Consider the following 21868-nt stretch of genomic DNA (forward strand, 5'->3'; position numbering starts at 1 on the left):
TTCGCCAACTTCGTATTACTCTATAAAAACTAAACAGCATAAGAGGCATTGTAGGACTTCCGTCCTCTTTGCCTCCATTTTTTTCTACTTCTTCTACCCTCATCCCACTACCTTTGACGATGAGCGAAATAAAAGCATTTAGGGGCTTTTTCAGTGTCCGTTTGCCGTCCGCTTAATATCCGCAAAATATCCTTATTTTGGCTTGAAAAGTCCCCAAAATTCCCGTCGTATTCCGCAAAACTGCTGTTTGGCGTGTTTTTAAGGTTTTATGCCTGGCAAGTTGTTGTCAGGTTTAAGATTTATAAATCCTTGATTGAGCGGTTTGCGAAGTTTATGGCGGAGTTGCCGTATTTGTCTTTAATTTTTAAAATTGCCTTGCCGAGCGCGTCTTCTGCCTTTGTCGAATGCAGTTTTGTTTCAAAAAGTTCGGCTTGGACGGGGGTATCGGCAGGCGTGAGTTGGGATAGGCTGATGCCGAGCATTCGCACGGGGCTGTTGTCCCAATTTGCTTTAAACAGTTCGATTGAATTATTTATTAAGTCTTTATAACTGCTGATTGGCTTATTCAATTTCTTTTGGCGCACAAGCGAGCTCAAATTTGCGTCTTTAATAACTATTGAAAGTACGTAACCTTTCAAATTCGCTTCTATCAGCCTTTTTGAAACGTTTTCGGCAACCTTTCCAAATCCTGCCGCTATATCTTCATCTCCGAGCAAGTCGCGCGCGAATGTGTGGGAGTTGCCGATAGATTTTGCTTCTTCTGTCTCTCCGTAGCAGGCGACAGGCGAATTGTCTTCTCCTTTGGCGTAGGCAAGCAGTTCCGCCCCGAATTTCCCGAAGCGGCGCAAAAGCATGGCCTCGTTTGAAGAAGCAAGGTCGCCAATCGTGTAGATTCCGAGCTTATGCAGAGTGTCGGCAGTTTTCTTGCCGACGTAGAGCAAATCTTTTACGGGCAGTTTGTGGACGATTTTTTCAATGTCGGCCCTGCCGAAAACGGTGGTGGCGTCGGGCTTTTTGTAGTCGCTTCCGAGTTTTGCGAACACTTTGTTAAATGATACTCCCACTGAAATTGTAAGCCCCAACTCTCTTTTTACGGTTTCGCGGATTTTATCGGCAATTTCTTTGCCGGTGCCGAAAAGCTTTCGGCTCGCGCTGACATCGAGCCAGGATTCGTCAATCCCAAAAGGTTCGACTTGCGAGGTAAAGCGCGAATAAATTTCATTTACTTTAATTGAATATTCTTCGTAGAGTTTGTGGTGCGACGGCAGGACGACAAGTTTGGGACATTTGCGTTTTGCAACCCACAATGCCTCTCCCGTGGCAACTCCGAACTTCTTGGCTTCCTCGTTTTTTGCGAGAATTATGCCCTTGCGCTTGCTTGGGTCTCCGCCGACAGCCACTGGCAACCCCGCAAGCTCGGGGTGCGAAAGCATTTCAACCGAAGCATAAAAGCCGTTCAAATCGCAATGCAGAATTGTTCTGTCGTTTATCATTTTTAAATCTTTGCATGTAATTTTGGTTAAATATTAAAATATGCAAGCTTTCAAAAAGAATATTTCATATAAAAATTGCTTGATAAATGGTTTAGGCGATGTCATAACTAAATGTTTATAAATCTAAAATCCAATTTCTATTATGGGCGAAAACAAAAACAGAGGTCCTCATCAGGCAAAAAATAAACCCTTAAACTATGGCTCTTCGGACGCCATATTCGGCGAAAGCATAAGCGTTCAAGACCCCAATGCGTCGGCAGACGAGCGCAAGACGGTGATTCTTGACGAAGACTTGGAGGGCTTGGAATTTGAGGACAGGGTTTGGCTCTATTGGAAGCGCAACAAGACTTTTATCGTTTCTTTGATTGTGCTGGCGTTCGCAGTGATAATCGGCAAGCATGCCTGGATTTCTTACACGGAAGCCCGCGACAATTCCATCGCGTCCGAATTTGCCGATGCCGACACTTTTGAAAAGCGCGCCGAATTTGCGAAGTCGAATTCCGGCATTCCTGCGGCGGGTCTTGCCTTGCTCGAAAATGCGGATTCATTGTTTGATGCGAACAAATTTGCCGAAGCTGCCGAAGTTTATAAATCCGCCTCTCAAAATTTGGGCGGAGTTCCTATGTACGGCAGAGCTTTGCTGGGCGAAGCTATAAGCGTCTTGAAGTCCGGCAAGGTCGAAGAAGCCCAAAAGCTATTGGCGTCTGTCGCCGAAAATGCGGAAGCCCTGTCTTATTCGGCGGAAGCCGCATACCACTTGGGCATATTGCAGTTTGCGGACGGCAAAACGGACGAAGCAAAAAAATCTTTTGAGTCTGTTTTGCAAAATCCGAATGCGGGGCAGTGGTCGGCGTTGGCGTCTGCGCAGTTGAACCGAATTTCAAAGTAGTTTTTTATCATTTGGCTGCGTTCGTTGCTTTGCGGCGGCGTTTTGTCGGTAGAAAACTAAACCGTTTAAAATTTTTGCAAAATATGCAATATGTTGGGCTAAATTCGATAAAAATGCGCTTTTTTTAATAAAATTCTTAAAAAAATAAAAAAAAAGTTGACGCGCGTTTTAATATAGTCCAATTTTTTACCCTTTATATTGAATAACGTCTCTTTGTAAAAAGTGGCGTTTGGGGTGCAAGCCTCTCTGCCCTGGTAGCTCAGTCGGTAGAGCACGTCCTTGGTAAGGACGGGGTCGGCGGTTCAAGTCCGCTCTGGGGCTCCATTTCCAAAATATAAACAAATCAACAAAAGAAAAGATCATGTCAAAAGAATCATTCGTAAGAACGAAGCCACACGTCAATGTCGGCACAATCGGCCACATCGACCATGGTAAAACAACACTCACAACAGCTATCCTCGCCGTTCAGTCGAAGAAGGGTTTGGCTCAAATCAAGTCTTATCAGGACATCGCAAAGGGCGGTACTGTTCGTGACGCAACAAAAACCGTTACAATCGCGGTAGCTCACGTTGAATACGAAACAGAAAAACGCCACTACGCGCACGTTGACTGCCCGGGCCACGCTGACTTCGTTAAGAACATGATTACAGGCGCAGCCCAGATGGACGGCGCAATCCTTGTTGTTTCCGCAGCTGACGGCCCCATGCCCCAGACTCGCGAACACATCCTTTTGGCTCGTCAGGTCGGCGTTCCCAAAATCGTTGTATTCTTGAACAAGTGCGACTTGCTCGACGACCCCGAACTTTTGGAACTCGTTGAAATGGAAGTTCGCGACCTCCTCAACAAGTACCAGTACGACGGTGACAATGCGGTAATCGTTCGCGGTTCTGCAACACAGGCTCTCGAAGGTGTTGAATTCGGCGTAAAGAGCATTGACCAGTTGATGGACGCAATCGACTCTGAAATTCCCGAACCTGAACGCCCGATTGATAAGCCCTTCATGATGAGCGTTGAAGACGTGTTCTCCATCACGGGTCGTGGCACGGTTGCGACAGGCCGTATCGAACGCGGTATCGTAAAGGTTGGCGACGAAGTTGAAATCGTTGGCTTGGGCGAAACAAAGAAGACCACAATTACAGGTGTTGAAATGTTCCGCAAGCTCCTCGACCAGGGTCAGGCAGGCGACAATGTTGGTTTGTTGCTCCGCGGCATTGAAAAAGACCAGGTACAGCGCGGTCACGTTATCGCAAAGCCGGGCACAATTCACCCGCACACAAAAGCAAAGGCTGAAATTTACGTTCTCACCAAGGATGAAGGCGGTCGTCACACTCCGTTCTTCACAAACTACCGTCCGCAGTTCTACTTCGGTACGGCTGACGTTACCGGCACTTGCACGCTTCCCGCAGGCGTTGAAATGGTTATGCCGGGCGACAACGTTTCCATCGAAATCGAACTCCAGAAGCCGATTGCAATGGAAGCAGGTCAGCGTTTTGCTATCCGCGAAGGCGGTCGCACAATCGGTGCGGGTCGCATCAGCGAAGTTATCGCATAAGTGCGTTTCTGAATTTTATGCCAAAGCCGCTTGATGCGGCTGAGGCGTGAAATTTTTTGTTCTTTTAATTTTTTTGGTATAGGGACGTAGTTCAATTGGTAGAGCAGCGGTCTCCAAAACCGCGTGTTGGGGGTTCGAGTCCCTCCGTCCCTGCCAATTTCAAAAAAACAGTCAGCATAAAATTTTATGGCAAATCCATTTTCAAGAGTAAGACAATTTTATAAGGAGACAGTGGCGGAGTTGAAAAAGGCCAACTGGCCGAACGCTTCGGAAATCAGGTCTTCAATGCTCGTCGTGTTTGTCGCGATTCTGCTTTTGGGCGCGTTTATCGCCCTTGCTGACTTTTCCGTTTACAATGTAGTTGACATGTGTACCGCATTGGTTAACGGCAAGTAATTTGAAGGGATTTCAAAATGTTTGACGACGGGAAAAAATGGTACACAGTGCAAGTCCGCTCCAATATGGAAAACAAGGCGGTTGAGTCTTTGAAAATGCTCATAGACCTTGAAGACATGGGCGGTCTTCTTTCAAAAGACGATATTTTAATGCCGACTGAAACCGTATCTGAAATAAAGAACGGCAAGAAAACACAGCGCGAACGCAAGCTCTATCCCGGCTATATTTTCGTCAAAATGAAGCTTTACGACGATGACGACGAATTGTTGGAGCAGGGCTATTATTTCGTAAAGCGCGCAAACGGCGTTATTGATTTTATGGGCGGGGAAAGCGCGCGCGGTCCGAGACCCATTCCTCTGAGCAAAAGGGAAGTTGACGAAATTTTTGCGCAAATTGAAAAAGCAAAGGGCGCAGTTCGCCCGAAAGTCGATTTCAATATTGGCGAACACATTAAAATTACCGACGGTCCGTTCTTGAATTTGACAGGCGTTGTCGAAGAAGTTGACGCCGAAAAGGGCAAGTTGAAGGCGAGCGTTTCGATATTCGGGCGTTTCACTCCCGTGGAACTCGAATTCAACCAGGCGGCAAAGTTGGAAGAATAGAATTTATTACGCACATCGATTGCCTCAAAATCGTGTAAATAATTAAACAGGAAAAAATAAAATGGCTAAGAAAATAGTAAAGCAGATTAAGTTGCAGCTTCCGGCCGGTGCTGCAAATCCTGCTCCTCCGGTAGGCCCTGCGTTGGGCGCGGCAGGTGTTAACATCATGGGCTTTTGCAAAGAGTTTAACGCTCGCACAAAAGACCAAAACGGCATGATTTTGCCGGTTGTTATCACCGTTTATCAGGATAAGTCTTTCACTTTCGTTTTGAAATCGCCCCCTGCTTCCGTTCTCTTGAAGAAAGCGGCAGGCATCCAGACGGCGAGCGCAAAGCCGAATGTTGATAAGGTCGGCAAGGTGACAAAAGCCCAAATTGCGGAAATCGTAAAGATTAAGCAAAAGGACGTCAACGCGGTTGACCCTGCGGCTGCTGCCCGCATCATTGCAGGCACTGCTCGTTCGATGGGCATCGAAGTTGTTGACTAATTTCGAGTCGGGCGTTTGGATTGAAATCAATTTAAACGCCTTTTGCAATAAATTTGAAAGCCCCGAAGGGGGACTGCCTTGAAGGAGGACTTCGGGGCGTAAAACAAAAACCGCACTGCAAAAAAGCAGGAGACAAAAAGTCATGGTTAAAAGAAGTAAAAGATATGCAAGCGCGGCGAAGAGCGGCGGGGCGGAAGCCAAGTCGTTGGAAGACGCAGTAAAGGCGCTTGAAGGTATGCAAAAGGCGAAGTTCGACGAAACAGTCGAATTGTCGTTTAAACTCGTCGTTGACCCGAAACAGAGCAATCAGATGGTTCGCGGCACTGTTCGTTTGCCCAACGGCAGCGGCAAAAAAGTGCGTGTTTTGGTATTTACTGAAAATGCCGACGCAGCTTTGGCGGCAGGCGCGGACTTTGCAGGTCTTGACGACATGCTGAAGAAAATCGAAGGCGGCTGGATTGATTTCGACGTTGCAATCGCAACCACATCCGCAATGAAAGAAGTCCGCAGGGCGGCGCGCGTTTTGGGCCCCAGAGGCTTGATGCCCAATCCCAAGAGCGGCACGGTGACCGACGACGTTGCAAGCGCAATTCAAGAAGTAAAGGCTGGTCGCGTTGAATACAAGATGGATAAAACAGCAAATCTTTCCATCGTAATCGGCAAGCGCAGCTTCTCTGCCGAAAAGCTTTTGGAAAACGCAAAGGCTGCGCTCCAGAGCTTGATGGCGGCAAAGCCCGAAGCAATTAAAGGTAAATTCGTAAAGTCCGTAACTTTGAGCTCGACAATGAGCCCCGCAGTAAAAGTTGCACTTTCAGAAGTTGGCGAATAAGGAGAGATAAAAATCATGAGACCGGAAAAACAGTATCTCGTTGACGAAGCAATCGCGCGTTTGTCTGCTTCTGACTTCGTATTCTTGATGAATTTTACGGGCGTTTCCGTATCCGACGCCGCTGAACTCAGAGCATCTTTGAGGGCTTGCGGAGCCGAATACCACGTCGTGAAGAATTCCATTTTGAACATTGCGGCAAAGGAACGCGAATTGCCCGACCTTTCCGAAGTGTTGGAAGGTCCGACTGCAATCATAAGCGGTGGCGACGCCGTTACGGAAGTGGCAAAGGCCATTGTGGATTTCTTGAAAACCCGCGATCGTTCAGACGTGAAAATCGCAGTGATGGACAAGAAATTGTTAAGCAAGGACGAAATCGAAGCGCTCAGCAAGCTCCCGAATTTGGCGGGTATGCGCGCCCAGATGCTCAGCTTGTTCCTCATTGCTTCCGCTCAGGGCATTTTGAATGTCTTGAAGGCAAAGAGCGAAAAGGAAGAGGCTTAAAAAATAATTTTGCCCTGCTGTTCGTTCCATGCGTTCGGCGGGGCGCAAAACATCAACAAGGAACAAGGTTAGGAGGGCAAAACCTCTTAAATGTCGGGAAATCCGACGCTAACCGTTCAAGGAGAAAAATATCATGGCAGTATCAAAAGAAGAAGTTATCGAATTCCTCAGCGGCTTGACCGTTTTGGAAGCGGCGGCTCTAGTAAAAGAGCTTGAAGAAAAATGGGGCGTTACGGCATCCGCTCCTGTTGCGGCTGTTGCTGTTGCAGGTCCTGCTGCTGCGGCTGAAGAACAAACATCGTTTGATGTTGTTTTGGAAAACGCAGGCGCAAACAAGATCAACGTCATTAAGGCTGTCCGCGAAATCACGGGCTTGGGCTTGAAAGAAGCAAAAGAAGCCGTAGAAGGCACGCCGAAGACAATCAAGGAAGGCGTTTCCAAGGAAGAAGCAGCCGAAATTGAAAAGAAGTTGAAGGACGCCGGCGCTACTGTTAAGATTAAGTAAGCCTTTGGCCAACAATCTTCAATTTATTTGCACGGAAAGCAAAGTCTCTGAAAGCATGGGGGCTTTGCTGTCCGTTTTTTCCGTTTATTAAAATAGGGTCGGCGGTTGCAAGTTTGGGCTGTCGCTCCCTTTAAAAAAACAAACTAAATAAAAATATGTCTGAGCGAAAGAACTTTGGAAAATTGAGGGAAATCATACCCCTTCCCAACCTTATTGAAAATCAGGTAAAGTCGTATGCCGATTTTCTGCAAAAAGACGTGCCGCCCTCAAAGAGGCAAATGGTGGGTCTTCATGCTGTATTCAGCGAAGTTTTTCCGATAGAAAGCTACGACGGCAAGACAAAACTCGAATATGTCGAGTATAGAATTTCAGGTCCGGACAAAACCGAAGTGGAAACCATCAAGGAAAGCTCCACTTATGCCGTAAAACTTTATGTAAAATTGCGCCTCACCGAAGGCGACAATGCTCCGAGCGACGCCGAAATTTATATGGGCGAGCTAAACATGATGACAACCCGCGGCAGCTTTATCGTAAACGGCGCAGAGCGTGTCATCGTAAGCCAGCTGCACCGCAGCCCCGGCATTTGCTTTGAAGAAACAATGCACACTTCGGGCAAGACTCTTTATTCTTTCCGTTTGATTCCCGACAGAGGCACATGGATTGAAGTGCAGTTCGACCAAAACGACTTGTTGTACGTTTATATCGACCGCCGCCGCCGTCGCCGCAAGTTCCTTATCACGACTTTGTTGCGCGCATTGGGGCACTCGAGCGACCAGGAGCTTATGAAGCTCTTCTACGAGGTTGAAGACATGAGCGTAAAGCGTGCTTTGAGCCTTGAAACCATTTCAAATTACGTTCTCGCAGAACCCGTAACCGACCCCGAAAAAGGCAAGGTTTTGTTGAAGCAGTACGAAACTCTGACAAAGACGGCGGTACAGGAATTCAAGAACGCGAAAATCGAAGAATTCAAGGTAATCGACACCACTGTTGACGAAGGCGCAATCGTTCGCGCAATGAAAAAAGACCCTGCCCGCAACAAGGACGACGCCCTGAAGATTATTTACAAGCAGTTGCGTCCGGGCGAACCCGTGAACTTGCAGAGCGCAATTTCGCTCTTGCGCCGCACCATGCAAGATCCGAAACGCTACGACTTGGGCAAGGTCGGTCGCTTTAAGATTAACCAAAAACTCGGCTTGAAAACTCCGATTGACCACCGCGTTGTGACTTCGGAAGACATTGTTGAAGGCACGAAATACCTCTGCCGCTTGAAGAGGGGCGAAGGCGTTATTGACGATATCGACAATTTGTCAAGCCGTCGCGTGAGAACCGTCGGCGAGCTTTTGGCAAACCAGTGCCGCATCGGTTTGGCGCGCATGGAAAAAATCATCCGCGAAAGAATGAATCTTGCGGAACAGCAATCTGGCGAATCCACGACAAATCTTTCAAAGCTCGTAAATGCAAAGGCGATGACAACCGTCATCCGCGACTTCTTTGCGCGCAACCAGCTTTCGCAGTTCATGGACCAAATCAATCCGCTTTCCGAGCTTACGCACAAGCGTCGTTTGTCCGCATTGGGGCAGGGCGGTTTGAGTCGCGAAAGGGCGGGCTTTGAAGTCCGAGACGTCCATCCTTCGCACTACGGCAGAATTTGCCCGATTGAAACGCCTGAAGGTCCGAACATCGGTCTTATCAATTCTCTTTCCTCTTACGCCAGAATCAATGAATTCGGCTTTATCGAAACTCCGTACAGAAAAGTTGTTGACGGCAAGGTTACCGACAAAATCGAATACCTTTCCGCCGACGCCGAAGAAGGCAAAATTGTTGCGCAGGCAAACAGCGAAATCAAGGACGGCAAGCTTGTCGGCAGAGTTTCCGTCCGCCAGGACGACGAAGTTTTTGAAGCGGATCCTTCTCAGGTCGAATACATGGACGTCAGCCCCAAACAGCTCGTTTCTGTTGCGGCGGGTCTCATTCCGTTCTTGGAACATGACGACGCCAACCGCGCGTTGATGGGTTCGAACATGCAACGCCAAGGTGTTCCGCTTTTGACAACCCAGGCTCCTCTCGTAGGAACCGGCATTGAAGGCAGGGTTGCTCGCGACTCCAAGACAGTTTTGGTCGCCGACGCAGGCGGCGTTGTTGCAAGCGTTGACGCAATGCACATCGTCATTACTCCTGATGGCAAATTGCCAAAGAAGGTCGAAGGCAAGTACAAGAACGACCCCGAAAAGGGAGTTTACGTTTATGAATTGCGCAAGTTTATGCGCTCCAATGCCGCGACATGCTTTAATCAAAAGCCCGTTGTTAAGAAGGGGCAGAAAATCAAGGCGGGCGACATTTTGGCTGACGGTGCGGCTACCGAAGACGGCGAACTTGCTCTCGGAAAAAACGTGCTTGTAGCATTCATGCCTTGGAACGGGTACAACTTTGAAGACGCTATTTTGCTTTCCGAAAAGCTTATTAAAAACGACGTCTTTACTTCTATACACGTTGAAGAATTTGAAGTAACCGCCCGCGACACGAAGCTCGGGCCCGAAGAAATCACGGTAGATATTCCCAATGTGGGCGAAGAAGCCTTGAAGAACCTCGACCGCAACGGCGTAATCCGCGTTGGCGCGGAAGTAAAGCCGGGCGACATCTTGGTCGGCAAAATCACTCCCAAGAGCGAAACCGAATTGGCTCCCGAAGAAAAGCTCTTGCGCGCCATTTTCGGCGAAAAGGCGGCGGATGTCAAGGATACCTCTTTGGTTGTTCCCTCCGGCACGCAGGGCATCGTTATGGACGTCAAGGTCTCGACAAAAATCGACGGCGAAGACGAAAAGATGAGCGAAAGCGACCAAAATCGCCAAATTCGCAAAATCAAGGAAGAGTACCGCGAACAGACCGACAAATTGAAGGACGAGCTTACCGAAGCTCTTTCAAATGTCCTTTTGGGCGAAAAAATTCCGTTGGACGTGCGCAATTCGGCGACGGGTGAAGTCATCATTCCCGCAAACCGCAAAATCACAAAGACGCTTTTGCGCCGTCTGTCCGCAATTTCAAAGAATATCGACATCGATCCGTCTCCCGTGCGCATAAAGATTATGGAAATAATCGAGGCGCACCAGCGCAAGTTCGATGAAGTCGAGAAGGAATGCAAGCGTCAGGAAGACGCAGTGCGCAGTGGCTTGACTTCCGAGCAGAACGTTATTAAAAACGTAAAAGTTTACATCGCCGCCAAGCGCAAAATCCAAGTCGGCGACAAAATGGCGGGTCGCCACGGTAACAAGGGTGTTGTTTCCCGCATCGTTCCCGAAGAGGACATGCCTTATTTGGAAGACGGAACCCCCGTTGAAATCTGCCTAAATCCGCTCGGCGTTCCTTCCCGAATGAACGTTGGTCAGGTTTTGGAAACCCACTTGGGTTGGGCTTGCAAAAAGCTCGGGTTTAAAATCGCAACGCCGATTTTCGATGGCATCAGCGAAGAGCGCATCCGCGGTTATTTGAAGGACGCGAACCTGCCCGAAAGCGGCAAATGCCGACTCTTGGATGGCTTGACGGGCGAATTCTTTGACCAGGACATTGTTGTTGGCTACATTTACATGATGAAGTTAAATCACTTGGTCGCCGACAAAATCCACGCCCGCGCGGTTGGTCCGTACTCTCTAATCACCCAGCAGCCTCTGGGCGGCAAGGCGCAGTATGGCGGTCAGCGTTTCGGCGAAATGGAAGTTTGGGCTCTCGAAGCTTACGGCGCGGCTTACACATTGCAGGAACTCCTGACGGTAAAGAGCGACGACGTGCAGGGCAGAACCAAGATTTACGAAAACCTCGTAAAGGGCGACAACTCTTTGCAGGCCGGCACTCCGCAGTCTTTCAACGTTTTGATGAAAGAAATGCAGGGCTTGTGCCTCGACATCAAACCGCGCTCGCGCGACGACGAAGAATAATTGAAGGAGCTGATTTTTATGGAAGAAAATTTGCAGGAAAACACACAGCCGGTTGAAAATTCCACGGCTCAAATGCGCGAAGTAATGGGCATGACCAAAGACGCGGGTTTCGATTGCGTGTCAATCGGTCTTGCCTCTCCCGACACAATCAGATCGTGGTCGAGGGGCGAAGTTAAAAATCCCGAAACAATCAATTACAGAACTTTCAAGCCCGAACCGGGCGGCTTGTTCTGCCAGAGAATTTTCGGACCTATCCGCGACTACGAGTGCGCTTGCGGCAAATACAAGCGCATCCGCTACAAGGATCAAGTCTGCGAAAGGTGCGGCGTCGAAGTCACAACAAGCCGTGTGCGCCGCGAAAGAATGGGGCATATCGAGCTTGCCGTTCCCGTAGCGCATATTTGGTTCTTGAAGAGCATGCCAAGCCGCCTCGGTTTGGTTTTGGACATGACCGCAAAGGCTCTCGAAAGCGTAATTTACTACGAAAAGTACGTTGTCATCGATCCGAAGAACACTTCGCTTGAATACATGCAGTTCTTGTCGGACGAAGAGTACCAGAAGGAAATCGACGCAGGCTCTGAATTTGAAGCCAAGATGGGCGCGGAAGCAATCCGCGATTTGCTCAAAAACATGAATCTCGAAAAGCTCGCAGTCGAGCTTGAAGAGCAGATGAAGGCGACGCGCTCAAAGCAGATTAAAAAGAAGCTTGCAAAGCGTTTGAAGCTCATTCAGGGCTTTATTGAAAGCGGCTCGCGCCCTGAATGGATGATTCTCGAAGCATTGCCGGTCATTCCGCCGGACTTGCGCCCGCTTGTTCCCCTCGAAGGTGGCAGGTTTGCGACTTCCGACTTGAACGACCTTTACCGCCGCGTAATCAACCGCAACAACCGCTTGAAGAGTCTCATGCACATGAAGACTCCCGATGTCATCATCCACAACGAAAAGCGCATGTTGCAGGAATCCGTTGACGCATTGTTCGACAACGGCAGGCATGGACGCCCCGTAACCGGCGCAGGCAACCGCGCCTTGAAGAGCCTTTCCGACATGTTGAAAGGCAAGCAGGGCAGATTCCGCCAAAACTTGCTCGGCAAGCGCGTTGACTATTCGGGACGTTCCGTAATCGTCATCGGTCCGCATCTCAAATTACACCAGTGCGGCTTGCCGAAGAAGATGGCTCTTGTTTTGTTTGAGCCGTTCATCATTCGCCGCTTGAAGGAATTGGGCTTTGTCCATACTGTCCGTTCGGCAAGGAAGATGATTGAAAAGCGCTCTCCCGAAGTTTGGGATATTTTGGAAGAAGTGACGGAAGGGCACCCCGTGTTCTTGAACCGTGCGCCGACTCTCCACAGGCTTTCCATTCAGGCGTTTGAACCCGTGCTTATCGAAGGGGACGCAATTCGCTTGCACCCGCTGGTTTGCGCCGCGTTCAATGCGGACTTCGACGGCGACCAGATGGCAGTCCACGTTCCGCTTTCATTGGAAGCGATAATGGAAGCGAAGCTTTTGATGCTTGCATCCAACAACATTTTCTCCCCGTCTTCGGGCAAGCCTATTTTGACTCCGTCCCAGGACATTGTTTTGGGCGTTTACTTCTTGACTTACGAGCCAAGCACAAAGCCCGAACAGGTATTGGTAAAGCGCGGTGGCAAAGACGTGCGCGTTCGCGAAGTTCCCTTGATGAGCTCCGTAAAGGAAGTTGAATACGCAAAGGCGGAAGGTTTGCTGCATTGGCACGATTGGATTGACTTCGTAAATCCCGATTTCGGCAGGAAGACCATTTTCGGCAACTCCGAAAAGAAAATCATCCGCACAACTGTCGGCCGCGTCATATTCAACACGATTTGGCCGAAGGAAATGGGCTTTGTCAACTTCCAGGTTGCAAAGGGAAAGCTTGGCGACCTCATTTTGAACACGTTTAAGATTTGCGGCAAGGGTGATTCGGCTCCCGTTTTGGACAGCTTGAAGGCTCTCGGTTTCAGAACCGCGACTTTGGCGGGTATTTCAATCGGTATTGGCGATATGGACATTCCGAGCGAAAAGGCGGGCATCGTAAAAGAAGCGCGCGCACGCGTAAAGGAAGTCGAAAAGGAATACTTGAAGGGCACGATCACAAAGGACGAACGCTCAAACAAGGTCATAGACATTTGGAACGTCGTAACAGACGCAATCGCAAAGAAGGCGTTTAAGAATTTGTCAACCCCCAAGCCGAGAAGCGCGGACGGTCGCCAGTACATCAACCCTGTTTACGTTTTGATGGATTCGGGCGCGCGTGGTAATAAGGCTCAGGTTCGCCAGCTTTGCGGTGCTCGCGGTTTGATGGCAAAGCCCAACGGCGAAATTATCGAACGCCCGATTTTGTCTTCTTTCCGCGAAGGTTTGAGCGTTTTGGAATACTTCATTTCCACGCACGGCGCGCGCAAAGGTTTGGCTGACACGGCTCTTAAAACGGCTGACGCAGGCTACATGACAAGAAAGCTCTGCGACGTTGCAATGGACGTAATCATTACAGAAGAAGATGACAACAAAACCATCGACGACAAGGGCAACCGCGACGGCATTTGGAAGGAATCCATCTATGACGGCGACGATGAAATGGTGCCTTTGTTCGACCGAATTGTAGGTCGCTGCTCTTCAATGGAAGTCCGCAACCCACAAAATCCGAGCGAAATTTTGGTTCGCGCGGGCGAAATGATTACTGAGGACATTGCAAAGAAGATTGTTGATAGCGGCGTTGAACGCGTAAAGGTTATGAGCCCGCTAACACACTTGCGCCGCAACGCGATTTGCGCAAAGGCTTACGGCATCGACCCATCGACTCAGAAGCTTGTTGAAAGAGGCACGGCAGTCGGCATCATCGCGGCTCAGTCCATCGGCGAACCGGGTACTCAGCTTACCATGCGTACGTTCCACGTCGGCGGTATTGCCCAGTCAACAAAAGCTCCTGAAATCAGAGTTCACGGCGACGGCTTTGTAAAATTTGACAATTTGCGCCCCGTTGAAATTTCAGAAGGCGTGAATGTCGTTCTCAGCAAAACAGGCAAAATCCAAATTGTTGACGCGGAAGGCAAAGAGCTTGAAGAGTACAAGATGGTTGCGGGTTCTGTCGTCTTCTTCAAGGACGGCGCGGCAATCAAGAAGGGCGATTTGCTCTGCCAGTGGGACCCGCACAATATTCCGATTCTTTCCGAAGTCGGCGGTTTCGTCAAGTTTGTCGATATGATTGCGGGCGTAACGGTAAAGAGCGATATCGACCCCTCCACAGGGCGTCACTCCACAACCGTTATCGACCACAAGGAAGACTTGAACCCGACAATCGAAGTTTACGCGAACAAGGACGACAAGACTCCGATAAAGACTTACGCAATCCCGACGGGCGCGCAGGTTTCGGTTGTTGACGGAAGCCCGATTAAGCAGGGCGCATTCCTTGCAAAAACTCCGCGTTCCGCCGCAAAAACACACGATATTACAGGCGGTTTGCCGCGTGTTGCGGAACTCTTTGAAGCCCGCAAGCCCCGCGAATCGGCTGAAATGTCGAAGATTGACGGTATCGTCAAGATGGGGCCGACGCGCCGCGGCAAGAAGCTCGTGAAGGTCGTCCCGAAAGAAGTTTGGGAAAAGGACAAGAATTCGGACGAAGGCGCGGAAGAGCATCTCATTCCGCACGGAAAGCATATTTCCGTCCACCCCGAAGACGAAGTCCGCAAGGGTCAGCCTATTACCGAAGGCAGCACAGACCCGAACGAATTGCTCGAAATCATGGGCAAGGACGCTGTTCAGGAATATCTCATTTCCGAAATTCAGAAGGTTTACCGCTCGCAGGGTGTCACAATTAACGACAAGCATATCGAAGTCATCGTTTCGAGAATGCTCCGCAAGGTGCGCGTGACCAACCCCGGCGACTCCGACTATTTCTGGGGTCAGCAGGTTGACAAGTTCGACTTCATGGAAGAAAACCGCAGAATCGAAGAAGCGGGCGGCATGCCTGCCGAAGGCGAGCCGATTTTGCTTGGCATCACAAAGGCGAGCTTGGAAACGGAATCCTTCATTTCGGCGGCATCCTTCCAGGAAACGACGAGAGTTCTCACCGAAGCCGCAACTTTGGGCAAGGTTGACAATCTCGAAGGCTTCAAGGAAAATGTCATCATGGGTAACCTCATTCCCGCAGGTACGGGGCTTATGCCTTACCGAAAATTGAAGGTAAGGTCGGACGCTCCTGAAAGCGATATCGACTATGTTGTTTCCGAAGAAAGCGTGGAAGGAGCGCAATCCGAGGAATAGCAAAAATTTAAAGGTTTTGGCTTTCGGAATTTATGAAAATTTTTCCGAAAGCCGAAAATTTTATCAAAAACACAAAAAAAACTTGCCAAAGGGGTGGCAAACGATAATTTCCCCTACTTTTACATTAAAGACTAAAAATATGCCTACAATTAATCAATTAGTCCACAGACCTCGAGTTAAGGTCTATACAAAGACAAAGGCGCCGGCTTTGAAAGCGAATCCTTTCAGGCGTGGCGTTTGCGTGCAGGTTATGACCCGTACGCCTAAAAAGCCTAATTCGGCAATCAGAAAGGTAGCAAAAGTACGTTTGACAAGCGGTTACGAAGTTATCGCATACATTCCTGACGAAGGCCACTCCTTGCAGGAACACAGTGTTGTGATGGTTCGCGGCGGCCGTGTTAAGGACTTGCCGGGCGTTCGCTACCACATTGTCAGAGGCGCGCTTGACTGCGTTGGTGTCGAAAAGCGTCGTCGCAGCCGTTCAAAGTACGGCGTAAAGCGTCCGAAGGCTGCAAAGAAATAACATTTTACAGGAGAAAAAGTAAATGTCACGCAGACACAGAGCAGTAAAAAGAGAACGCACTCCCGATACGCGCTACAAGAGCGCGCTCGTAAGCCACCTTATCAACATGGTAATGGAACGCGGCAAAAAATCGGTTGCGGAACGCATTGTATATACAGCCATTGAACGCGTAAGCGAAAAGCTCGAAAAGGGCGACCCCATCGACCTTTTGTTGGGTGCGCTTGAAAACATCCGCCCGAAGCTCGAAGTAAAGAGCCGCAGAGTTGGTGGCGCAACCTATCAGGTTCCCGTTGAAGTTTCTTTTGAACGCCAGCAGACTTTGGCTTTCCGCTGGTTGATTGCATCAGCCAAAGCCCGCAAGGGTGTTCCCATGGCGGAAGCAATGGCGGCTGAAATAGTTGACGCTTACAACAACACGGGTTCTGTTGTTAAAAAGCGCGAAGACGTGCATAAAATGGCGCAGTCAAACAAGGCTTTTGCGCACTTGCGTTGGTGATTTCTTTTATAATGGAGAGCAATTAAATGGCAGCATTATCTGACAAAAACTCCCCAAATAGGGAAAGACCACTCGAGTACACGAGAAACATTGGTATTTCCGCGCACATCGACGCGGGTAAAACCACATGTTCCGAACGTATTTTGTTTTATAGCGGCTTGGTTCACAAAATCGGCGAAGTTCACGAAGGGACTGCGGTAACCGACTGGATGGAACAGGAACGCGAACGCGGCATCACGATTACTTCTTCGGCAGTTTCGTGCCACTGGAAAAATAAGGTTGGTTTGTTCGCAGGCATCGATCACCAAATTAACCTTATCGATACTCCGGGACACGTTGACTTCACGGCAGAAGTAGAGCGTTCTCTCCGCGTTTTGGACGGCGCAATCGCGGCATTCTGCTCAGTTGCGGGCGTTCAGCCCCAGTCTGAAACCGTATGGCGCCAGATGAATAAGTACTCTGTTCCCCGCTTGGCGTTCATTAACAAGATGGACAGAACCGGCGCGGACTTTTACGGCGCGGTAAACGACATCAAGGAAAAGTTAAACGGCAATCCGCATCCTCTTTATTTGCCAATCGGCTCGGAAGCAAATTTCAAAGGTCTCATCGACTTGATTGAAATGGTTGCTTACGTTTATGACGAAAACGACCCGCAGGGCATGAAGTACGACACGGTTGAAATTCCCGCCGAATACAAGGAAAAGGCGTTGGAATATCGCCACGCGCTAATCGAAGCCATTGCGGACTTCGACGACGAAATCATGGAAAAGTTCCTTGACGGTCAGGAAGATTTCTCCGACGACGAAATTCGCCGCGGCGTCCGCAAGGCGACAATGACCCGCCGTTTTGTTGGCGTCATCCCCGGTTCTGCTTTGAAGAACAAGGGCGTGCAGATGCTTTTGAACGCGGTTGTTGACTATCTCCCAAGCCCGATTGACGTTCCGCCGATCAAGGCTTATGCGGAAGACGACGAAGATACTCCGTCTCTTGAAATTGTTGCGGACGACAATGCTCCGACAACAGCCTTGGCTTTCAAACTTTGGGCAGACCCATTCATCGGTAAGCTCGTATTCATCCGTGTTTACAGCGGTTGCGTAAAGAAGGGCATGACATTCTACAATCCGCGCACGCGCAAAACCGAACGTATTTCCCGTTTGGTTATGTTCCAGGCAGATCAGCGCACGGATATTGAAGAAGCTTATTCGGGTTCCATTTGCGGTCTCATCGGCTGTAAGGAACTTATCACGGGCGATACAATGTGCGAAAGGGAACACGAAGTTCGTTTGGAACCACCGACATTCCCCGATCCTGTTATCGCAATGAGCATTGAGCCTAATTCAAAGGCGGACCAGGAAAAGCTTTCAATCGCATTGCAGCGTTTGTCAGAAGAAGACCCGACATTTGTCGTATCTTCCGATGCTGAAACCGGTCAGACTCTCATCGCCGGCATGGGCGAACTCCACCTCGACATCATTCGCGACCGTCTTATTCGCGAATTTAAGGTTGAAGCAACAGTCGGCAAGCCGCAGATTGCTTACCGCGAAACCATTTTGGGTTCTGCGGACGGCGTCGGTAAATTCGTTCGCCAGTCAGGCGGTCGCGGTCAGTACGGCCACGCCGAAATTAAGCTTGAGCCGAATGAAAAGGGCAAGGGCTACGAATTCTTCAACGAAATCGTTGGCGGCGTAATCCCGAAAGAATACATCAAGCCGACGGAAGAAGGTATCAAGGAAGCCATGCTTAATGGCGTTATTGCGGGTTATCCTGTTGTTGACGTCAAGGTTCACTTGGTATTCGGTTCTTTCCACGAAGTTGACTCTTCGGAAATGGCGTTTAAGATGGCGGGCATCTTCGCTTTCAAAGACGCAATGAAGAACGCAAATCCGATATTGCTCGAACCTATCATGAAGGTTGAAGTAACAACTCCCGAAGAGTACCAGGGCGACGTCATGGGCGACCTCAATCGCCGCCGCGGTCAAATTCAGGGAATGGAAACAAAGGGCAATCTTTGCAATATCAAGGCATTTGTACCTCTCGAAACGATGTTCGGCTATGCAACCGACGTTCGTTCGCTTTCAAGCGGCCGCGCTTCCTATTCGATGGAGCCGAGCCACTTTGAACAGGTACCTGCAAACGTCTTGAAGCAGGTTGTTGAAGGTTCTACTCGCAAAGTAGCAAGAAGCTAAATTTAAGGAATTATTACAATGGCACAAAAAATTAGAATCAGACTAAAGGGCTACGATTTTCGCACAGTAGACCAAAGTGCTGGAGATATCGTTGAAACAGCAAAAAGAACAGGCGCAAGGGTTTCCGGACCTGTTCCATTGCCCACACGCATTGAACGCTTTACCGTAAACCGTTCGGTTCACGTTAATAAAAAGAGCATGGAACAATTTGAGCTCCGTACTCACAAGCGTTTGATTGACATCATTGAGCCGACTGTTAACACGGTTGACGAGCTCAAGAAGCTCAATCTTCCCGCAGGCGTTGACATTACAATTAACATCTGATTAGTTGCAACTGTCTGAAAATTTGAGACCGAACGTTTTTGTTCGGTCTCTTTTTTTGTCTTGGAATAATATTTTTTAATGTTTATTCCCAAAAATATTTGTGGAAATAATTGACATCAAAAAAACGTATTTTATAAAATTTATGTATTATGAAAAAACTGTTGCTTGTTTCTTTTGTCGCGTCTGTCAGCTGTTCATTGTTTGCCGATATAGAAGCGGGAACTTATGAAAACATGAATGTTTCGGACACAAAATTCTCATCTCCCGCAGGCAGCGCAACTTGGGCCTTTGACAATACTGTTTTTGAAAATCCGATTTCTTTGGAATGGCAGGCTGACAGCGCAGATTCCGAATATCTTGTGAAGTACGGCTCGACGAGCGCGACTTTCACCAAATTTTTAATTTCTCGCGACGGCGCAAATTCAAGCACCATTTTTGAAATGCAGGGAACTTCCGACAAGCGCGCCGTGCTTTCCGAAAACACGTTTAGCAATTCTTCTTGGAACATGGCGATAGAATCTTCCAAGAATTACAATTCAAATTCCACAAACGAATTGCGTCTTTCGGGATATTCCGATTTCTCCGTGTCGCACTTTAAAATTGCTTCCGATGCAGGGTACAATTCAGGCAACGCAGGCGTGGTTATTTCGGGAGCGAGCAACACTTTTACATCGGAATACAACTGCTTCATAAATACGACTGCTGCCAATGCAGATTCCACGAACCGCCTTTATTTTAACATTTCAGGAGAAGAGGGCGCGAAGTCTGTTGCTAATTTCAAGAAGGATTTTAATGTCCGCGCGGCAGGCAGCGGTTTGACGGAAATCAACATGCAGGGCAATGCGGAGATGACTGTTGACGGCACATTTGCTTTCGGTTCTGACGATACCATTTCGACGGGCAAGGCGGTATTCACAATTTCTGGACAAAACAACGCTCTTATAACGACCAAGACAGGCGGCAACTATTTCTTGCTTGCAAGCGACGCCAAGGGCGGAGACATCTCTTTTAAAATTGCGGGCAAGAACAATACATTGTCGGTTGCAAACACTACCGCTTGGATTGGCAGCGCAAAAACAGGAAACGCGAATGTGGTTTTTGAAATTGAGGGTTCGGGACATTCCATAAATTTCGGAGGCAATTTGAACTTCCGCGCACAGAATGGCAATTCGGTAAAGCTTGGCTTTGTGGCGGACGAAAGCGGCTTGTCAACTTTGAATGCAGTAGGTCTTACTTTGTTTGACGGCATTTTGTCAATCGACATGGAAAATTTCGCGGGCGATGAAAGCGGCGTTTACGAAGCCACACTGATTAGCGCGAACAATAATTGGAGTGGCTTGGCATCGAGCCTTATTTCTTCGAGCGACAATGCGTCTGAAAAAGTAAATGTTATCATGGGCGACAATGGCGTTTCGTGGAATTTGTCGTATTCAGACGGCGACCTTGTGTTTGTTTATAATTACACTCCCGAAATCCCCGAACCAAGCACTTGCGCGGCGATTTTCGGTGCTCTTGCCCTTGCGTTTGCCGCTTATCGCAGGAGAAAGTAAAAAGCATTTATAAAAAAATTTGCCTGATGTTTCAGACAACTTTTTTTATGGTTTATTCAAATAGAATTTCGTGTAAAGGAAAATACCGATTTGCTTGATGCAAAATAGTGTCTTTAAAACTTTTTCTGTTAGTTATATATAAAGGGCGTTTTTTAATTTTTTATTTGACTTACACTGTGCCATTGGCACACTTTTCGACTGAAAATGAAAATAATACGAACCGCGCCGTATATTAAAGCTCTTAAAAAGATTGGTATTTCAGCCGTTACTGAACAAAAGTTCCTGAATGAACTTGCAAACAACCCTGAAAAAGGAGATTTGATTGTAGGTAGCGGTGGCGCGCGGAAAATACGCCTTGCTCTCGGCAATCGCGGTAAAAGTGCAGGCGCGAGAGTAGTCTATGCTTTTTTCAAACTTAACGATAAAATTTTTCTTTTTTATGCCTACAAAAAGGCTACCCAAGAAAATTTAACACAAACCCAGATAAATAACCTAAAAATAGCAATAAAAACCCTTGAGGAGACTTTGAACAATGGATAAGGAAATATTTGATGGAATAATGGAAGGCTTAAAGGAAGCCATAGAAATTGAACAGGGAAAGCGTAAACCCATAAGCGTGGTTGAAATATTCCCTGAACCCAAAGCCGTACGCAAACAGTTAAACCTAAGCCAGCCGAAATTTGCAAAGTTTATCGGTGTAAAGACAGATACACTTCGCAACTGGGAATACGGCAGGCGCAGGATTCCCGCAACCGCTCGCCGACTGCTTTACATCGCGCAAAAACATCCTGAAATTATTTTGGAAATGACGAACATGAAATAAAAATGATGGGTATTTTTCTGATTCTTTATTGAAAATCGGAAATTATTTATCTTTAAACTGCTTGATAGAAATATAACCAAGATGGAGGGCAAGACCACGCTTGCGTGGGTAGTTTTGCCGAAAGGCAAAGAGCCGAGCGTAGCGAGTGCAAATGAAAAGACTTCTTTTACGGTTGCGAAGCTGTAAAAGTTGTGATGCTTGATAGGTGTGGGCTTTGGGACGTAAAAAACGGAAGAAATGCCCGATGCTCTTCTTATCCCAAAAAGTTTTTTGCAAAAACATTTTCGGGAACCCTGTCTTGCGGATTTCGAGGCGTCAGCGTACAAATGTACGCAAGTCCGAAGAAATCCCAAGATGGAGGGCAAGACCACGCTTGCGTGGGTAGCTTTGCCGAAAGGCAAAGAGCCGAGCGTAGCGAGTGCCGAGACTTGCGAAACAAGCGAGTACAAATGCGAAAAATATCTTTTACGGATGCCTTAGCTCTATATTAAAAAAATGATTTTTC

Annotated in this window: 19 protein-coding genes and 2 tRNA genes; 20 read left to right on the forward strand and 1 reads right to left on the reverse strand. The window is 48.3% G+C overall.

Annotated features, from left to right (window positions below):
- Positions 1 to 299: 299 nt before the first annotated feature.
- Positions 300 to 1493, reverse strand: coding sequence for a DNA polymerase IV (gene dinB, locus MOX91_RS00005; RefSeq protein WP_370396019.1), 1194 nt, complete (start codon positions 1491 to 1493; stop codon positions 300 to 302).
- A 142-nt stretch (positions 1494 to 1635) separates the two neighbouring features.
- Here dinB and MOX91_RS00010 point away from each other — a divergent pair, with 142 nt between their 5' ends.
- The 20 genes from MOX91_RS00010 to MOX91_RS00105 all read left to right on the forward strand — a co-directional run bounded on the left by MOX91_RS00010 (position 1636) and on the right by MOX91_RS00105 (position 21843).
- Complete coding sequence (locus tag MOX91_RS00010) at positions 1636 to 2382, forward strand: YfgM family protein (RefSeq protein WP_370396020.1); 747 nt, start codon at positions 1636 to 1638, stop codon at positions 2380 to 2382.
- Positions 2383 to 2630: 248 nt separating this feature from the next.
- Positions 2631 to 2706, forward strand: a tRNA-Thr gene (locus MOX91_RS00015).
- Positions 2707 to 2743: 37 nt separating this feature from the next.
- A complete protein-coding gene (tuf, locus tag MOX91_RS00020) occupies positions 2744 to 3934 on the forward strand; it encodes an elongation factor Tu (protein WP_370396021.1) in 1191 nt (396 codons plus the stop codon).
- An 80-nt stretch (positions 3935 to 4014) separates the two neighbouring features.
- A tRNA-Trp gene (locus MOX91_RS00025) sits at positions 4015 to 4090 on the forward strand.
- Between the two features lie 30 nt (positions 4091 to 4120).
- Positions 4121 to 4330: a preprotein translocase subunit SecE gene (gene secE, locus MOX91_RS00030; protein ID WP_370396022.1), complete on the forward strand. Its 210-nt coding sequence runs from the start codon at positions 4121 to 4123 to the stop codon at positions 4328 to 4330.
- A 17-nt stretch (positions 4331 to 4347) separates the two neighbouring features.
- On the forward strand, positions 4348 to 4932 hold the full coding sequence (nusG, locus tag MOX91_RS00035) for a transcription termination/antitermination protein NusG (protein WP_370396023.1): 585 nt from the start codon (positions 4348 to 4350) through the stop codon (positions 4930 to 4932).
- A 61-nt stretch (positions 4933 to 4993) separates the two neighbouring features.
- The gene (gene rplK / locus MOX91_RS00040; RefSeq protein ID WP_370396024.1) at positions 4994 to 5419 is read left to right on the forward strand and encodes a 50S ribosomal protein L11; all 426 of its coding nucleotides are present in this window, start codon (positions 4994 to 4996) and stop codon (positions 5417 to 5419) included.
- Between the two features lie 142 nt (positions 5420 to 5561).
- Complete coding sequence (rplA, locus tag MOX91_RS00045) at positions 5562 to 6248, forward strand: 50S ribosomal protein L1 (protein ID WP_370396025.1); 687 nt, start codon at positions 5562 to 5564, stop codon at positions 6246 to 6248.
- Between the two features lie 15 nt (positions 6249 to 6263).
- Positions 6264 to 6749, forward strand: a complete 486-nt coding sequence (gene rplJ / locus MOX91_RS00050; RefSeq protein ID WP_370396026.1) for a 50S ribosomal protein L10 — start codon at positions 6264 to 6266, stop codon at positions 6747 to 6749.
- A 133-nt stretch (positions 6750 to 6882) separates the two neighbouring features.
- Positions 6883 to 7254 (forward strand): 50S ribosomal protein L7/L12, encoded by a 372-nt coding sequence (gene rplL / locus MOX91_RS00055; protein WP_370396027.1) that lies wholly within the window; start codon positions 6883 to 6885, stop codon positions 7252 to 7254.
- A 155-nt stretch (positions 7255 to 7409) separates the two neighbouring features.
- On the forward strand, positions 7410 to 11183 hold the full coding sequence (gene rpoB, locus MOX91_RS00060) for a DNA-directed RNA polymerase subunit beta (protein ID WP_370396028.1): 3774 nt from the start codon (positions 7410 to 7412) through the stop codon (positions 11181 to 11183).
- Positions 11184 to 11255: 72 nt separating this feature from the next.
- Entirely contained in the window at positions 11256 to 15461 is a 4206-nt protein-coding gene (gene rpoC, locus MOX91_RS00065) for a DNA-directed RNA polymerase subunit beta' (protein ID WP_370396361.1), read from the forward strand.
- A 139-nt stretch (positions 15462 to 15600) separates the two neighbouring features.
- Complete coding sequence (rpsL, locus tag MOX91_RS00070; RefSeq protein WP_370396029.1) at positions 15601 to 15984, forward strand: 30S ribosomal protein S12; 384 nt, start codon at positions 15601 to 15603, stop codon at positions 15982 to 15984.
- Between the two features lie 22 nt (positions 15985 to 16006).
- On the forward strand, positions 16007 to 16480 hold the full coding sequence (gene rpsG / locus MOX91_RS00075; RefSeq protein ID WP_370396030.1) for a 30S ribosomal protein S7: 474 nt from the start codon (positions 16007 to 16009) through the stop codon (positions 16478 to 16480).
- A 26-nt stretch (positions 16481 to 16506) separates the two neighbouring features.
- Positions 16507 to 18666, forward strand: a complete 2160-nt coding sequence (fusA, locus tag MOX91_RS00080) for an elongation factor G (RefSeq protein WP_370396031.1) — start codon at positions 16507 to 16509, stop codon at positions 18664 to 18666.
- An 18-nt stretch (positions 18667 to 18684) separates the two neighbouring features.
- The gene (gene rpsJ, locus MOX91_RS00085) at positions 18685 to 18990 is read left to right on the forward strand and encodes a 30S ribosomal protein S10 (RefSeq protein ID WP_370396032.1); all 306 of its coding nucleotides are present in this window, start codon (positions 18685 to 18687) and stop codon (positions 18988 to 18990) included.
- Between the two features lie 149 nt (positions 18991 to 19139).
- Positions 19140 to 20540 carry a hypothetical protein gene (locus tag MOX91_RS00090; RefSeq protein ID WP_370396033.1) on the forward strand — a complete coding sequence of 467 codons (1401 nt, stop codon included), beginning with the start codon at positions 19140 to 19142 and terminating at the stop codon, positions 20538 to 20540.
- Positions 20541 to 20744: 204 nt separating this feature from the next.
- The gene (locus tag MOX91_RS00095; protein WP_370396034.1) at positions 20745 to 21080 is read left to right on the forward strand and encodes a type II toxin-antitoxin system RelE/ParE family toxin; all 336 of its coding nucleotides are present in this window, start codon (positions 20745 to 20747) and stop codon (positions 21078 to 21080) included.
- Positions 21073 to 21363 carry a helix-turn-helix domain-containing protein gene (locus MOX91_RS00100; protein ID WP_370396035.1) on the forward strand — a complete coding sequence of 97 codons (291 nt, stop codon included), beginning with the start codon at positions 21073 to 21075 and terminating at the stop codon, positions 21361 to 21363. The genes MOX91_RS00095 and MOX91_RS00100 overlap by 8 nt, the downstream gene beginning before the upstream one ends.
- A gap of 270 nt (positions 21364 to 21633) precedes the next feature.
- On the forward strand, positions 21634 to 21843 hold the full coding sequence (locus MOX91_RS00105; RefSeq protein ID WP_370396036.1) for a hypothetical protein: 210 nt from the start codon (positions 21634 to 21636) through the stop codon (positions 21841 to 21843).
- Positions 21844 to 21868: the final 25 nt, after the last annotated feature.

Source organism: Intestinicryptomonas porci (assembly GCF_033971905.1).
GTDB classification, from domain to species: Bacteria; Verrucomicrobiota; Verrucomicrobiia; order Opitutales; family Intestinicryptomonadaceae; genus Intestinicryptomonas; species Intestinicryptomonas porci.

What these genes read in the sequence shown, in the direction of transcription:
- dinB (WP_370396019.1), bottom strand. Translation starts at nt 1,493, where the DNA reads ATGATAAACGACAGAACAATTCTGCATTGCGATTTGAACGGCTTTTAT.
- MOX91_RS00010 (WP_370396020.1), top strand. Translation starts at nt 1,636, where the DNA reads ATGGGCGAAAACAAAAACAGAGGTCCTCATCAGGCAAAAAATAAACCC.
- tuf (WP_370396021.1), top strand. Translation starts at nt 2,744, where the DNA reads ATGTCAAAAGAATCATTCGTAAGAACGAAGCCACACGTCAATGTCGGC.
- secE (WP_370396022.1), top strand. Translation starts at nt 4,121, where the DNA reads ATGGCAAATCCATTTTCAAGAGTAAGACAATTTTATAAGGAGACAGTG.
- nusG (WP_370396023.1), top strand. Translation starts at nt 4,348, where the DNA reads ATGTTTGACGACGGGAAAAAATGGTACACAGTGCAAGTCCGCTCCAAT.
- rplK (WP_370396024.1), top strand. Translation starts at nt 4,994, where the DNA reads ATGGCTAAGAAAATAGTAAAGCAGATTAAGTTGCAGCTTCCGGCCGGT.
- rplA (WP_370396025.1), top strand. Translation starts at nt 5,562, where the DNA reads ATGGTTAAAAGAAGTAAAAGATATGCAAGCGCGGCGAAGAGCGGCGGG.
- rplJ (WP_370396026.1), top strand. Translation starts at nt 6,264, where the DNA reads ATGAGACCGGAAAAACAGTATCTCGTTGACGAAGCAATCGCGCGTTTG.
- rplL (WP_370396027.1), top strand. Translation starts at nt 6,883, where the DNA reads ATGGCAGTATCAAAAGAAGAAGTTATCGAATTCCTCAGCGGCTTGACC.
- rpoB (WP_370396028.1), top strand. Translation starts at nt 7,410, where the DNA reads ATGTCTGAGCGAAAGAACTTTGGAAAATTGAGGGAAATCATACCCCTT.
- rpoC (WP_370396361.1), top strand. Translation starts at nt 11,256, where the DNA reads ATGCGCGAAGTAATGGGCATGACCAAAGACGCGGGTTTCGATTGCGTG.
- rpsL (WP_370396029.1), top strand. Translation starts at nt 15,601, where the DNA reads ATGCCTACAATTAATCAATTAGTCCACAGACCTCGAGTTAAGGTCTAT.
- rpsG (WP_370396030.1), top strand. Translation starts at nt 16,007, where the DNA reads ATGTCACGCAGACACAGAGCAGTAAAAAGAGAACGCACTCCCGATACG.
- fusA (WP_370396031.1), top strand. Translation starts at nt 16,507, where the DNA reads ATGGCAGCATTATCTGACAAAAACTCCCCAAATAGGGAAAGACCACTC.
- rpsJ (WP_370396032.1), top strand. Translation starts at nt 18,685, where the DNA reads ATGGCACAAAAAATTAGAATCAGACTAAAGGGCTACGATTTTCGCACA.
- MOX91_RS00090 (WP_370396033.1), top strand. Translation starts at nt 19,140, where the DNA reads ATGAAAAAACTGTTGCTTGTTTCTTTTGTCGCGTCTGTCAGCTGTTCA.
- MOX91_RS00095 (WP_370396034.1), top strand. Translation starts at nt 20,745, where the DNA reads ATGAAAATAATACGAACCGCGCCGTATATTAAAGCTCTTAAAAAGATT.
- MOX91_RS00100 (WP_370396035.1), top strand. Translation starts at nt 21,073, where the DNA reads ATGGATAAGGAAATATTTGATGGAATAATGGAAGGCTTAAAGGAAGCC.